Origin of the sequence: Stenotrophomonas sp. DDT-1, assembly GCF_001580555.1 — a bacterium.
In the GTDB taxonomy this organism is placed as follows: Bacteria; Pseudomonadota; Gammaproteobacteria; order Xanthomonadales; family Xanthomonadaceae; genus Stenotrophomonas; species Stenotrophomonas sepilia.
Genome location: NZ_LEKR01000050.1, coordinates 20,564 through 33,122 on the forward strand (window position 1 = coordinate 20,564; position 12,559 = coordinate 33,122).

General features: G+C 66.4%; 14 protein-coding genes. 13 read left to right on the forward strand and 1 reads right to left on the reverse strand.

Annotated elements, in window-relative coordinates; genetic code table 11:
* The first annotated feature begins 192 nt into the window (after positions 1-192).
* The 4 genes from AB839_RS21605 (at position 193) to xth (ending at position 4,187) form a co-directional block, all read left to right on the forward strand.
* Positions 193-1,119 (forward strand): hypothetical protein, encoded by a 927-nt coding sequence (locus tag AB839_RS21605; protein WP_134709175.1) that lies wholly within the window; start codon positions 193-195, stop codon positions 1,117-1,119.
* A gap of 54 nt (positions 1,120-1,173) precedes the next feature.
* The gene (locus AB839_RS21295; RefSeq protein WP_082783375.1) at positions 1,174-1,713 is read left to right on the forward strand and encodes a DUF3304 domain-containing protein; all 540 of its coding nucleotides are present in this window, start codon (positions 1,174-1,176) and stop codon (positions 1,711-1,713) included.
* Positions 1,714-1,840: 127 nt separating this feature from the next.
* Positions 1,841-3,250, forward strand: coding sequence for a coniferyl aldehyde dehydrogenase (locus AB839_RS18250; protein ID WP_061480447.1), 1,410 nt, complete (start codon positions 1,841-1,843; stop codon positions 3,248-3,250).
* Between the two features lie 169 nt (positions 3,251-3,419).
* On the forward strand, positions 3,420-4,187 hold the full coding sequence (gene xth, locus AB839_RS18255) for an exodeoxyribonuclease III (protein WP_053498796.1): 768 nt from the start codon (positions 3,420-3,422) through the stop codon (positions 4,185-4,187).
* Between the two features lie 81 nt (positions 4,188-4,268).
* Here xth and AB839_RS18260 read toward each other — a convergent pair whose 3' ends face one another.
* Positions 4,269-4,520 carry a GlsB/YeaQ/YmgE family stress response membrane protein gene (locus AB839_RS18260; protein WP_005411656.1) on the reverse strand — a complete coding sequence of 84 codons (252 nt, stop codon included), beginning with the start codon at positions 4,518-4,520 and terminating at the stop codon, positions 4,269-4,271.
* An 84-nt stretch (positions 4,521-4,604) separates the two neighbouring features.
* Here AB839_RS18260 and AB839_RS18265 point away from each other — a divergent pair, with 84 nt between their 5' ends.
* The 9 genes from AB839_RS18265 to AB839_RS18305 all read left to right on the forward strand — a co-directional run.
* The gene (locus AB839_RS18265; RefSeq protein WP_061480448.1) at positions 4,605-5,204 is read left to right on the forward strand and encodes a 4'-phosphopantetheinyl transferase superfamily protein; all 600 of its coding nucleotides are present in this window, start codon (positions 4,605-4,607) and stop codon (positions 5,202-5,204) included.
* A 39-nt stretch (positions 5,205-5,243) separates the two neighbouring features.
* Positions 5,244-5,882 carry a 16S rRNA (guanine(527)-N(7))-methyltransferase RsmG gene (gene rsmG, locus AB839_RS18270; protein WP_005420388.1) on the forward strand — a complete coding sequence of 213 codons (639 nt, stop codon included), beginning with the start codon at positions 5,244-5,246 and terminating at the stop codon, positions 5,880-5,882.
* 112 nt (positions 5,883-5,994) lie between these two features.
* A complete protein-coding gene (locus AB839_RS18275) occupies positions 5,995-6,792 on the forward strand; it encodes a ParA family protein (protein WP_005420387.1) in 798 nt (265 codons plus the stop codon).
* Entirely contained in the window at positions 6,792-7,715 is a 924-nt protein-coding gene (locus AB839_RS18280; RefSeq protein WP_049415931.1) for a ParB/RepB/Spo0J family partition protein, read from the forward strand. The genes AB839_RS18275 and AB839_RS18280 overlap by 1 nt, the downstream gene beginning before the upstream one ends.
* A gap of 120 nt (positions 7,716-7,835) precedes the next feature.
* The gene (locus AB839_RS18285; protein ID WP_061480449.1) at positions 7,836-8,570 is read left to right on the forward strand and encodes a suppressor of fused domain protein; all 735 of its coding nucleotides are present in this window, start codon (positions 7,836-7,838) and stop codon (positions 8,568-8,570) included.
* A 45-nt stretch (positions 8,571-8,615) separates the two neighbouring features.
* The gene (locus AB839_RS18290; RefSeq protein ID WP_061480450.1) at positions 8,616-9,581 is read left to right on the forward strand and encodes an NAD-dependent epimerase/dehydratase family protein; all 966 of its coding nucleotides are present in this window, start codon (positions 8,616-8,618) and stop codon (positions 9,579-9,581) included.
* A gap of 90 nt (positions 9,582-9,671) precedes the next feature.
* Positions 9,672-10,394 carry a glycosyltransferase family 2 protein gene (locus tag AB839_RS18295; protein ID WP_049415938.1) on the forward strand — a complete coding sequence of 241 codons (723 nt, stop codon included), beginning with the start codon at positions 9,672-9,674 and terminating at the stop codon, positions 10,392-10,394.
* Entirely contained in the window at positions 10,394-10,741 is a 348-nt protein-coding gene (locus tag AB839_RS18300; RefSeq protein ID WP_049415940.1) for a lipid-A-disaccharide synthase N-terminal domain-containing protein, read from the forward strand. The genes AB839_RS18295 and AB839_RS18300 overlap by 1 nt, the downstream gene beginning before the upstream one ends.
* 260 nt (positions 10,742-11,001) lie before the next feature.
* A partial coding sequence (locus tag AB839_RS18305; protein WP_061480451.1) for a DUF885 family protein occupies positions 11,002-12,559 on the forward strand: 1,558 nt, incomplete at its 3' end.

Consider the following 12,559-nt stretch of genomic DNA (forward strand, 5'->3'; position numbering starts at 1 on the left):
GTGAGCCAGCTTGGCTATGAAGCAAGTACGAATCTTCACGCTCCTTGTGCGAGGACACGAGCTGACGCGATTGGCGAGGTGCTTGAGGGGGTTTCTGGTTGAACCCGGCAAGCCGTGACGCGAATGGCTCGAGTCGGAGCAATGCGTCCACGCGCCAGATAGCATGAAGAAGCCATCCCGTCAGAGTGGATCATGTTCGGCTTTTTTCTGATTGCAGCGTCCGTCATGGGTGCCGCATCACCGGCACCGCCCGCGAAACGTGCAGCAGCGGATAAAGTGACTGGCGTACGGGAAGGTATGGAGTACACACAGGTACGCAGGTTGCTGCTTGATGCAGGATGGGTACCGTTGCACGCAGATGACATGCGTCCTTGGCCGGCTTATTCGGACTATCCGGAGGTTGCTTGTGGCTCCGGCTGGCAAGCTACCTGCTCAGCATTCTATTTCCGCGGTGATTACTACTTTGGGGTTGGACTGAACCCCTTGGAGTCACGACGCCATCTGCCCGTAGAGTGGACATGGAGGATGCAGGATCCGGCCGGATTGGCAAGCGACCGCCACGTTGTGAAGGCGGTCATCAGCTCGAAGCGTCAGGGCAACGTTCAGATCGAAAAAAGATCACCCCTGATCAAGGCAGCGTGCGGAACGAACAAGGTCTGGCTGTCCTGGAACAACGCGGCACCAAACGCAACACTGGTGACCTGCGACTACGGCGGTACCGCGCATGACAATTGGGGTTGGTTGATCGAGACGGGACTGGAGGACGATGAGACGCGGGTACGCCGTTTCTCTTTGGGCAAGGTGTCCAGCGTCGCGGAGTTCAAGCGGATTGGCGTACGGGTGCCGGATACTCTTACCTCGCATCCCTGGTGCTCAGGCGACAAGCCGAAGATGCCATTGAATGCGGTATTTGCAACGTTGGTGAAGATGCCCAGTCAGACTGGAGATGCGCCGTACTGCTTCATGCCCCACTTCTTCACGGGAAACAAAGGTGCTCTTTTGCGGAAGATTCCCGCGGCGGACGAAGTATCGCCGGATGTTCCGTGGACAGAGGCCGGCCCGATCGCCAGAGAGATCGAGCTCCTGCGTGATTGGCGCCTGGAGTTTGCGCCTGAGTAGCACATTCGTTCCCTCGGTCAAAGTATGAGGGCTATACATTATGGAGTTTCAGTGATGCTTTTTTCGAAGTGCGTGGTGCTGGCATTTCTTGCTGGCCCACCTCTGCTCTTGTCTGCCTACGCTGTGGATGCCAGTGCGATTTACGGCGTCAACCACACCCATTGGGCGATCAACCGGTTCAGTGTCGATGGCCGTTCAGCCGTTGACATCATTTGCCCATATCAAGGCGGCGGTGGAGGCTGCTGTTACGGTGCACCAGAACGTTGGCATCCGGGGCTGATGGTGCGGGTAGACTGGGAAACGGGTGCCGGAAGTACAGGAGATTTTCCTGGAACCGAAGACTGGGCCAAATTCTTAGCTTGGGAGAAGAAAATCCTGGCGCAAAAGCGCAGGCATAGCAAAGTCGTCGCCGTCCCGGATTACACCGATCAGAAAGTCTGTGGCATCACCGTGCATTTCCTGCCCTGCGATGAGATTCAGGTCACCACCTCCTGTTACTCCTACGGCAGCCCTGAGTACCCGATCAAAATTCCGCTGGAGTTGCCGGAGCCGCAGTCATGTCCGGCACAACGTACCGACCAGCAGAAGACGTAGTGATGGACGGGTTTGCATGCGAGGGTGAACGCATGCAAGGCGGTTGGGAGGTATCCCAATGAGACCCCGTGTCACGGCGTGAAGGTTGGCATGCGAGCCAAGCACGGCTCGAGCCTACAATCGGCCCATGACCACCACCCCCTTAGCCGACCTCCCCGACCTCCTGCACACCCTGCGCAGCGCCTGGCAGGCCCAGCGCCCTTCGCTGGACCAGCGCGAAGCCGACCTGCGTCGCCTGCGCGAGGCGTTGAAGCCACGCCTGGACGAAATGGCCCAGGCCATCGCCGAGGACTTCGGCCACCGCGCCCACACCGAATCGAAGCTGGCCGACGGCATGAGCGTGCTGTCGGCCATCGACCACCTGCGCCGCCACCTGCGGCGCTGGTCGAAGCCGCAGCGCGCATCGGCCGGCTGGAAGCTGTGGCCGGCGCGTGCGCAGCTGCGGCCGACGCCGCTGGGCGTGGTCGGGGTGATCTCGCCCTGGAACTACCCGGTTACGTTGGCGCTGGTGCCGCTGGCTACCGCGATTGCCGCTGGCAACCATGTACTGCTGAAGCCTTCGGAACACACGCCGCGCACCAGCGCGTTCCTGGCCGATCTGCTGGCCAGCGTGTTCCCGCCCGAGCGCGTGGCGGTGGTGCAGGGTGGGGCGGACGTGGCTGCGGCGGTGTCCTCGCTGCCGCTGGACCATCTGCTGTTCACCGGCTCGACGGCCGTTGGCCGTAAGGTGATGGCCGCCGCCGCCGAGCATCTGGTGCCGGTCACGCTGGAACTGGGCGGCAAGTCGCCGGCGATCGTCTGCCGCGATTTCCCGCTGGACAAAGCCGCCGCGCGGCTGGCCACCGGCAAGTGGTTCAACGCGGGCCAGACCTGCATCGCGCCGGATTACGTGCTGATCGATACCGTGCGCCAGCGCGAGTTCGTACAGGCGCTGCAGCAGCAGGTGCGCGAACGCTATGGCGACTTCAGCAATGCCGACGACTACACGCGCATCATCAACGAGGGGCAGTACCAGCGCCTGCAGCGCTACCTGGTGCAAGCGCGCGAACGCGGCGTGCCGGTGATTCCGCTGGCGCAGGTGGATCCTGCGCGCGCCGACCGCGAGCGCCTGCTGGTGCCGACCGTGGTGCTGGACCCGCCGGACGACCTGGACCTGATGCGCGAGGAGATCTTCGGCCCGATCCTGCCGGTGCGGGCCTACCCGGATCTGGAGGCGGCGCTGGCCGACGTGCTGTCCCGTGACCGGCCGCTGGCGCTGTATCCCTTCAGCCACGACACGGCGACGGTGGAGCGCATCCTCGGCCAAGTGGTGGCCGGTGGGGTGACGGTGAATGACACACTGCTGCACTTCGCCGCTGATGGGCTGCCGTTTGGCGGGGTTGGGGCAAGCGGCATGGGTGCCTACCACGGGCGGGCGGGTTTCGATGCGATGAGCAAGCGCCTGCCGGTGCTGTGGCAGTCGCGCTGGGCGGCCAGCGACCGGCTGCGGCCGCCGTATTCGAAGATTGCGGGGTTGTTGAAGCTGCTGCTGCGGTGAACCCAGGCAGCGCGTGGCACTACTGAATCAGGGCCCGATTCTTCTGTAGAGCCGAGCCCACGCCCGGCTGCCCCTGGCTGGGTGCCTGGTCAATGCAGCCGAGCGTGGGCTCGGCTCTACACGGGAATCCGGGCCGCCCCCATCCCGGCCACCCGGGTAGAATGCCCGCATGAAGATCGCCTCGTGGAACGTCAATTCGCTCAATGTCCGCCTGCCGCACCTGGAGCAGTGGCTCAAGGAGTTCGGCCCGGACATCGTCGGTATCCAGGAAACCAAGCTGGAGGACCACAAGTTCCCCGACTCTGCGCTGATCGCGGCGGGCTACCGCAGCGTGTTCGCGGGCCAGAAGACCTACAACGGCGTGGCGCTGCTGTCGCGTGAACCGGCGCAGGACGTGCAGATCGGCATTCCCGGCTTCGAGGACGAGCAGAAGCGTGTCATCGCCGGTACCTTCGGCGACCTGCGGGTGATCAACCTGTATGTGGTCAACGGCCAGGACATCGGCACCGACAAGTACGAGTACAAATTGCGCTGGCTTGAGGCGGTGCATGCCTGGATCGCCGAAGAACTGCAGCGGCACCCGAAGCTGATCGTGATGGGGGACTTCAACATTGCCCCGGACGCACGCGACGTGCACGACCCGGAGGTGTGGAACGACAACCACATCCTCACTTCCACCGCCGAGCGCGGCGCGCTCAACAAGCTGCTGCAGCTGGGGCTGCACGATGGCTTCCGCCTGCACAACGACGAGGCGGGCACCTTCAGCTGGTGGGATTACCGCGCCGCCGGCTTCCGTCGCAACCTGGGCCTGCGCATCGACCTGACCCTGGTCTCCGATGCGCTGAAGAGCGGTGCGGTGGCCTCGGGCATCGACCGCGAGCCGCGCACCTGGGAACGCCCGAGCGACCATGCGCCGGCGTGGGTACAGTTGGGTTGAGTTGAGGTAGCGCCGGGCCATGCCCGGCGAGCGCAGCGGCGGCAGGGTGACGCCGGGCATGGCCCGGCGCTACCCCCCAGATCACCGTATGCTCTTGCGGGTGAACAGGTTGACGATCGCCAGCAGGATCACCGCACCGATCAGCGAGAACAGGAAGGTGCGGATGGTGATCGCTTCGTTGATGCCACCGCCGAACAGCCAGCCGGAAATCAGCGCGCCGACGATGCCGACCACGATGTTGAGGATGATGCCCTGCTGGGCATCGCGCTTCATGATGATGCTGGCCAGCCAGCCTACGATGCCGCCGACGATCAGCCAGATGATGATGCCCATGATCGAACCTCCGGTGGGGAACTGTGACCAGTTGACGCGCACGGCCGTGAACCCGTCGTGGAATTGCGTGATGGGCGCGTGCGGATGAGCCTACCAGCCACCCTAGATGGCCCGTGGCGCTTCGGTCCGGTGACGGTCTGGCGGCGCCCGCACGTGCCCGGCCATCGCGGCGAACCGCAGGCACGCCAGGTGCTGGCGCAGGCCCTCGGGGCCGATCCGGAGACGCTGCCGCTGGTCCGCGATGACAAGGGCCGGCCGGAGCTGAGCGGCGCATTGGCCCACTACGGCACCGGCTGGAGCCACAGCGGTGAGGTGCTGCTGGTGGCGCTGGGCGAAGGCGTGCGGCTGGGCGTGGACCTGGAACTGCTGCGGCCGCGCGCCCGCCTGCTGGAGATCGTGCAGCGCTTCTTCCACCCGGAGGAGGTGGCGTGGCTGGAAAGCCTGGACCAGGCCGACCGCGAACACTGGTTCTTCCGCGTGTGGTGCGCCAAGGAAGCGATGCTGAAGGCGCACGGCCAGGGTATCTCGTTCGGCCTGCACCGTCTGCAGCTGGCGCCGGGGGCCGATGGCGCCCTGCACCTGCGCTGGTGCGACCCGGAACTGGGCGAGGCCGCGCGCTGGCACCTGCACGAATGGCAGGCCACCGGTCAGTTCCGGGCGGCGTTGGCCTGGTATCCGCACTGAGGCGGGGAATCAGCGCGCAAAACCGGCGATAATGCCGGCATGAGCGAACACCCACTTCCCGCCAGCGTGGCTGCCACGCTGGAACAGGGCCTGGCCAGCATGGGCCTGGATGCCGCGCTGGCGCCGCCGCTGCTGCGCTACCTGGCCCTGCTGCACCGCTGGAACGGCACCTACAACCTCACTGCCATTCGCGACCCGCAGGAGATGGTCACCCGCCACCTGCTCGACTCGCTGGCGATGCAGCCGTTCGTGGCCGATGGCAGCCTGGCCGACCTCGGCACCGGGCCCGGGCTGCCCGGCATCCCGCTGGCCATCGCCTGCCCGGGCCTGCAGGTCACCCTGGTCGAGAGCAACGGCAAGAAGGCGCGCTTCATGCGCGAGGCCGTGCGCCAGCTCGGCCTGGGCAATGCCCGCGTGGCCGAATCGCGCGCCGAGGCGCTGGACGAGGCCGGCCGTTATGACCAGTTGACCGCCCGTGCCATGGATACCCTCGCCGGCATCGTCCGCGTCGGTGGCCACCTGCTGCGGCCGGGGGGCGTGCTGCTGGCCATGAAGGGCGTCTACCCGCATGAGGAGATCGCGGACCTGCCGGCGGGCTGGCAGGTGCGCGAGGTGACCCCGCTGAGCGTGCCCGGCCTGGCCGGCGAACGCCACCTGGTCACTGTTACAGGCCCTTGATTCCCGCCGCCAGCCCCTTGTGCAACAACGGGTTGGCGATCCACGATTTCCGCAAGGGGCCGGTTGTACGCATAATGACCGGTCCCAGCACACGTCGACGAGGCACACCCGCATGGCCCGCATCATCGCCATCGCCAACCAGAAGGGTGGCGTCGGCAAGACCACGACCGCCGTCAACCTGGCCGCTTCCCTGGCCAACGCACCCAAGCGCGTGCTGCTGGTCGACCTGGATTCGCAGGGCAACGCGACCATGGGCAGTGGCGTGGACAAGCGTGAGCTGGCCGCTTCCACCTACGATCTGCTGCTGGGCGAGTCCAGCGCCGCCGATGTACGCGTGCAGACCGCCGAAGGCTACGACCTGCTGCCCGGCAACATCGACCTGACCGCCGCCGAGATCCAGCTGATGGCGCAGAGCGAGCGCGAGCAGCGGCTGAAGCGCGCGCTGGCACCGATCCGCGACGAGTACGACTACATCCTGATCGACTGCCCGCCGGCGCTGTCGCTGCTGACGCTCAACGCGCTGGCCGCCGCCGATTCGGTGATCGTGCCGATGCAGTGCGAGTACTACGCCCTGGAAGGCCTGAGCGCGCTGGTGGAAACCATCGAAGCGCTGCGTGCCAATCTCAATCCGGCGCTGGAGATCGAAGGCGTGCTGCGCACCATGTTCGACGTGCGCAACAACCTGGCCAACGCGGTGTCGGCCGAGCTCACCGAGCACTTCGGCGATCGCGTGTTCCGCACCATCGTGCCGCGCAACGTGCGCCTGGCCGAGGCACCCAGCCATGGCCAGAGCATCGTCGGCTACGACCGCGCCTCGCGCGGTGGCGTGGCCTACCTGGGCCTGGCCGGCGAGATCATCCGCCGCAACAACGAACGCAACAAGGCCACCAAGGCCGTGGAGACCGTCTGATGACCAGCAGCAAGCCGGCAGCCAAGAAGCGAGGCCTCGGCCGTGGCCTGGACGCGCTGCTGGGCCCGAAGGGGGCGGTCAGCCAGGTGCAGGCCACCACGGCGGTGATCGAGCCGCTGCCGGGGGAAGTGCTGCGCAAGTTGCCGGTCGGCCAGCTGCAGCCGGGCAAGTACCAGCCGCGCCGCGAGATGGACGAGGGCAAGCTGTCCGAGCTGGCCGACTCGATCAAGTCGCAGGGCGTGATCCAGCCGATCCTGGTGCGCCAGCTGCCGGCGGGCAACTACGAAATCGTCGCCGGTGAACGCCGCTGGCGCGCATCGCAGCTGGCCGGGCTGGACGAAGTGCCGGTGGTGGTGCGCGAGCTGGAAGACCGCACCGTCATCGCGATGGCGCTGATCGAGAACATCCAGCGCGAAGACCTCAACCCGCTGGAGGAAGCCGAAGCGCTGCAGCGCCTGATCAGCGAGTTCACCCTCACCCATGCCGAGGCCGCCGAGGCCGTCGGCCGCTCGCGCGCGGCGGTGTCCAACCTGCTGCGCCTGCTGGAACTGCCGGTGGCGATCCGCCTGCTGCTGGAAACCCGCCGCCTGGAAATGGGGCATGCCCGTGCGCTGCTGACCCTGGCCCCCGAACTGGCCGGCAAGCTGGCCCAGGAAGCGGCCGACGAAGGCTGGTCGGTGCGCGAGGTCGAGCGGCGCGCGCAGGCTTTCGCCGCCGGCAAGGTGCCGAGCAGCCGTCCGGTGGCCACGCCGAAGGTGCAGCAGGCCGACATCGCCTCGCTGGAAACCGAGCTGTCCGAAGCGCTCGGCGCCAAGGTGGCGATCAGCCACGGCCGTGGCGGCAAGGGCAAGCTGATCATCCACTACACCGACCTGGACACCCTGGACGGCGTGCTGGAAAAACTGCGCACGCGCCAGGGCTGAGCCCGGCGCCGCGTCGGGGGGCGGCCTGTTCCTGCCGCCCCGCGAATGACAGGGAACGCACCGCCACGCGCACCGGGAATGCACTGACCTCCCGCCGTGGCCTCATCCAGGGAGCAGGACATGAGCAACGACTACGAGGACGTCAGCCCGGACGGCACCCAGATACTGGTACATCGCCGTGAGAAGGACTTCGTGCTCGCCATCGGCGAAGAACGGCACATCGAGGCGATCAGCGCCCACATCGAACGCCATCTGGGCCCGGTGTCCGGTGTCTTCCATGAAATCATCTCCGACCTGGTGCACATCGACGTGCACGTGGTGCCGGCCAATGACCACTGCCCGTACCTGCGCCTGGTCACCTCCGGCATGAGCGACCTGCCGATGACCGTGCCCGCCGAGGTGGATGCGGACGTGCCGCGCTACATGGAACTGATGGTGACCCTGCCGGCCGACTGGCCGATCTCCCAAGGCGCCTTCGAGGATGAGCGCAATTACTGGCCGGTGCGCCTGCTGAAGGGCATGGCGCGGTTGCCGCACGAGTACGACACGTGGCTGGGCTTCGGCCACACCATTCCCAACGGCCATCCCAGCGAGCCCTATGCGCCGGGCGTGGGTTTCGACGGTGCCATCGTGCTGCCGCCGGTGACCGCCCCGGAGGACTTCGCCACGCTGGAGCTGGAGGATGGCAATACCATCAGCTTCATGAGCCTGGTTCCGCTGTACCCCGAAGAGATGGACCTGAAGCTGAAGAAGGGCGCCGACGCCCTGCTCGACCGCTTCGACGCGAAGAAGATCCAGGATGTAATCGAACCCGGCCGCACCAACGTGGCGAAGAAGCGTTTCGGTTTGTTCTGAGACCGGTAACATCAGGGGCCTGAACTTCGTTTCCAGGCCCCTGCCATGACCATCCTGCTCACCGGCGCTGCCGGCTTCATCGGTGCCTACACCGCCCGCGCGCTGCTGGAGGCCGGCCAGGCCGTGGTCGGCCTGGACAACTTCAACGATTACTACGACCCGCAGATCAAGCGTGACCGCGTGGCCGCGCTGTGTCCGGCGCTGGACCTGCGCACGCTGGACCTGACCGACCAGCAGGGCTTGGCCGCGCTGTTCGACGAGGTGCAGCCGACCGCGGTGATCCACCTGGCCGCGCAGGCCGGCGTGCGCTATTCGCTGGAAAACCCCCATGCCTACGTCGACAGCAACCTGGTCGGCTTCGTCAACATGCTCGAGCTGTGCCGCCACCGTGGCGTGCAGCACCTGGTGTACGCCTCCAGCAGTTCGGTCTACGGCGATTCGGCCACGCCGCCGTTCTCCGAAGACCAGCGCGTGGACCAGCCGCGCTCGCTGTATGCGGCGACCAAGGCGGCCAACGAGCTGATGGCCTACACCTACGCGCAGCTGTACGGCCTGCATGCCACCGGCCTGCGCTTCTTCACCGTGTACGGCCCGTGGGGCCGGCCGGACATGGCACCGCTGCTGTTCTCGCGCGCGGTGCTGGCCGGGCGGCCGATCGACGTGTTCAACGAAGGCCGCATGCAGCGCGATTTCACACATGTCTCCGACATCGTCTCCGGTATCCTCGGCGCCCTCGCGCATCCGGCCGACGGTCCGGTGCCGCACCGGGTGTTCAACCTCGGCAACCATACGCCGGTCGAGCTGGAGCGCTTCATCAGCGTGATCGAGCAGGCCGCCGGCCGCCCCGCGCAGAAGGTCTACAAGCCCATGCAGCCCGGCGACATGGTGCGCACGATGGCCGATACCCGGCGCGCACATGACGCTTTCGGCTTCGATGCGGTGACCCCGATCGAACAAGGCCTGCCGCCTGTGGTGCAGTGGTGCCGCGAGTATTTTGGCGATCGCGCCTGAGGACGGATCCTCACGCCGCCGGGTTCATCTTCGGATAACCTCGGTTTCGGAGAATGCGCGGTCTTTGTCCCCCCTTTGGCCGAGTGCCTTATGAGCCAACCCGAGCTTTCCGTTGTCGTCCCGGTGTTCAACGAGCGCGACAATGTTGCCCCGCTGGTCGCCGAAATCACCGCTGCGCTGCGTGGCCGGCTGCCGTTCGAGATCGTCTACATCGACGATCACTCGCGCGATGACACCCTGGCGGTGCTGCAGGGATTGAAGGCAACCACCCCGGAACTGCGCGTGCTGCACCATGTGAACCAGAGCGGGCAGAGCACGGCGGTGCGCACCGGCGTCAAGCACGCGCGCGCGCCGTGGATCGCCACCCTGGATGGCGATGGCCAGAACGATCCGGCCGATATTCCCAAGCTGCTCGCCGCACGCGACGCCGCCGACGCGCAGGTGAAGCTGTTCGCCGGCTGGCGCGTCAACCGCCAGGACAGCGGCAGCAAGCGCTGGGCCAGCAAGTGGGCCAACGCCATCCGTGCGCGCATGCTGCGCGACGACACGCCCGACACCGGTTGCGGCATCAAGCTGTTCGAACGCAGCGCGTTCCTCGACCTGCCGTACTTCGACCACATGCACCGTTACCTGCCGGCGCTGATGCAGCGTGCCGGCTGGAAGACCACCAGCGTGCCGGTCAACCACCGCCACCGTACCGCCGGCGTGTCCAAGTACAACAACCTCGGCCGCGCGCTGGTCGGCATCCGCGACCTGCGTGGCGTGGCCTGGCTGATCACCCGAAGCAAGCGCACCGCGGTGGAGGAGCGCTGATGGATCTGGAGCTGCACTGGCTGGATCAGCCCCTGACCTGGCTGTACTGGACCGGCCTGCATGTGACCGGCTGGAAGCTGATCGGCTACACCGGCGCACTGATGTTCGGCGGCCGCTGGCTGGTCCAGTTCATCGCCTCCAAGCGCGCCGGCAAGCCGGTCATCCCGCGCCTGTTCTGGTACATGAGCGTGATCGGCAGCCTGATGACCCTGAGCTACTTCCTGTTCTCGGCCAAGCAGGACTCGGTGGGCGTGCTGCAGAACCTGTTCCCGGCGTTCACCGCCCTGTACAGCCTGCACCTGGATATCAAGCACCGCGGCTGGAAGCGCGACAGGGCCAGCCACTGAGGGCGCGGGGTGCCTGCCATGGGTAGAGTCGACTGTCAGTCGACTTTCGCGCGGAGCGCGGGCTTTGCTACGTCTGGCGGAAGAGCAGCCGACTAACAGTCGGCTCTACCCAGTCGGCTCTACCACGCGCCTCCGGCGCTGGGGGCCCAACTTGCGGCCGGTTCCCGGTCCTGCCTGCGCTGCAAGCAGGACCTTCGTCCCATGCCATGGGCCGTGGGCGGTGCCATCATCGGAGCCTGCCTTCCCGGGAACCTGTGCTCGTGAAAACCCGTCTTGCCGTTGCCCTGCTGCTCGCCATGTCCGCCCCCACCGTGGCCTTGGCCGCTGCGCCCACCGCCGCCGCCGCGCCCGCCAGCGTGGCCACCGAATCGCCCGCAGATGCCGCCTTCCGCGCGCTGTACGAGAAGGAATGGAAGTGGCGCCAGCAGGGCGGTGGTGAAGCCAGCGAGGACGAAGACGCGCCCGCCAACGCCACCCGCATGCCCGACGTCGGCCCGGCCGCGCAGCAGGCACGCCTGAAGGTGTGGGACGAGACCCTGGCCGCGCTGAAGAAGATCGACCCGAAGACCCTGTCGCCGGACAACCAGGTCAACTACGCGATCTATCGCGACCAGGTGTTCAACCTGGCCGAAGAGACGCGCCTGCGCGGCTACGAAATGCCGTTCAACGCCGATTCCTCGTTCTGGTCCAACCTGTCCTTCATGGCCCGGCGCGAGATGAAGACCGTGCAGGATTACCAGAACTACATCGCACGGCTGAACGACGTGCCGCGTTACTTCGGCCAGCAGACCGAGAACATGCGCGCCGGCCTGAAGCGCGGCTTCAGCGTGCCGCGTGCGGTGCTGGATGGCCGCGAAGTGTCCATCGCCACCGTCGCCGAGCTGAAGGACCCGACCGAATCGCCGCTGTACGCGCCGTTCAAGAAGCTGCCCAACACCATCCCGGCCGCCGAACAGGCCAGGCTGCAGGCGCAGGCGCGTGAAGCGATCAGCGGCAAGGTGGTGCCGGCGTTCCAGCAGCTGCGCGCCTTCTTCGTCAACGAGTACGTGCCGCAGGCGCGTACCACCCTGGCCGCCGAAGCGATGCCCGATGGCAAGGCGTACTACCGGCAGCAGATCCACGAATACACCACGCTGGACCTGTCGCCGGACGAGATCCACCGCATCGGCCTGGATGAAGTCGCACGCATCCAGAAGGAAATGAACGACATCATCAAGCAGGTGAAGTTCAAGGGCAGCTTCGCCGAGTTCCTGACCTTCCTGCGTACCGATCCGCAGTTCTATGCGAAGACGCCGGAAGAGCTGCTGTCGCGCGCCGCGTGGATCTCCAAGCGCGCCGATGGCCAGCTGGGCAAGTACATGACGTTGCCGCGCGCGCGCTTCACCATCGTGCCGGTGCCGCCGGACATCGCACCGTTCTGGACCGCCGGCCGCGGTGGCATGGGTACCTACTGGCTCAACACCTACAACCTGCCGTCGCGCCCGCTGTACAACCTGCCGGCGCTGACCCTGCACGAGTCCGATCCGGGCCACGCGCTGCAGGGTGCCATCGCCGCCGAACAGAAGAACCTGCCCGAGTTCCGCCGCAACGCCTACATCTCCGCCTATGGCGAAGGCTGGGCGCTGTACTGCGAGAAGCTGGGCGTGGAGATGGGCATCTACGAAACCCCGTATGAGGATTTCGGTCGGCTGACCTACGAGATGTGGCGCGCCGCGCGCCTGGTGATCGACACCGGCGTGCACAGCAAGGGCTGGACCCGCGAGCAGGCGCTGGCCTACCTGCGTGACCACACCGCGCTGAGCGAGCATGAAGTGACCA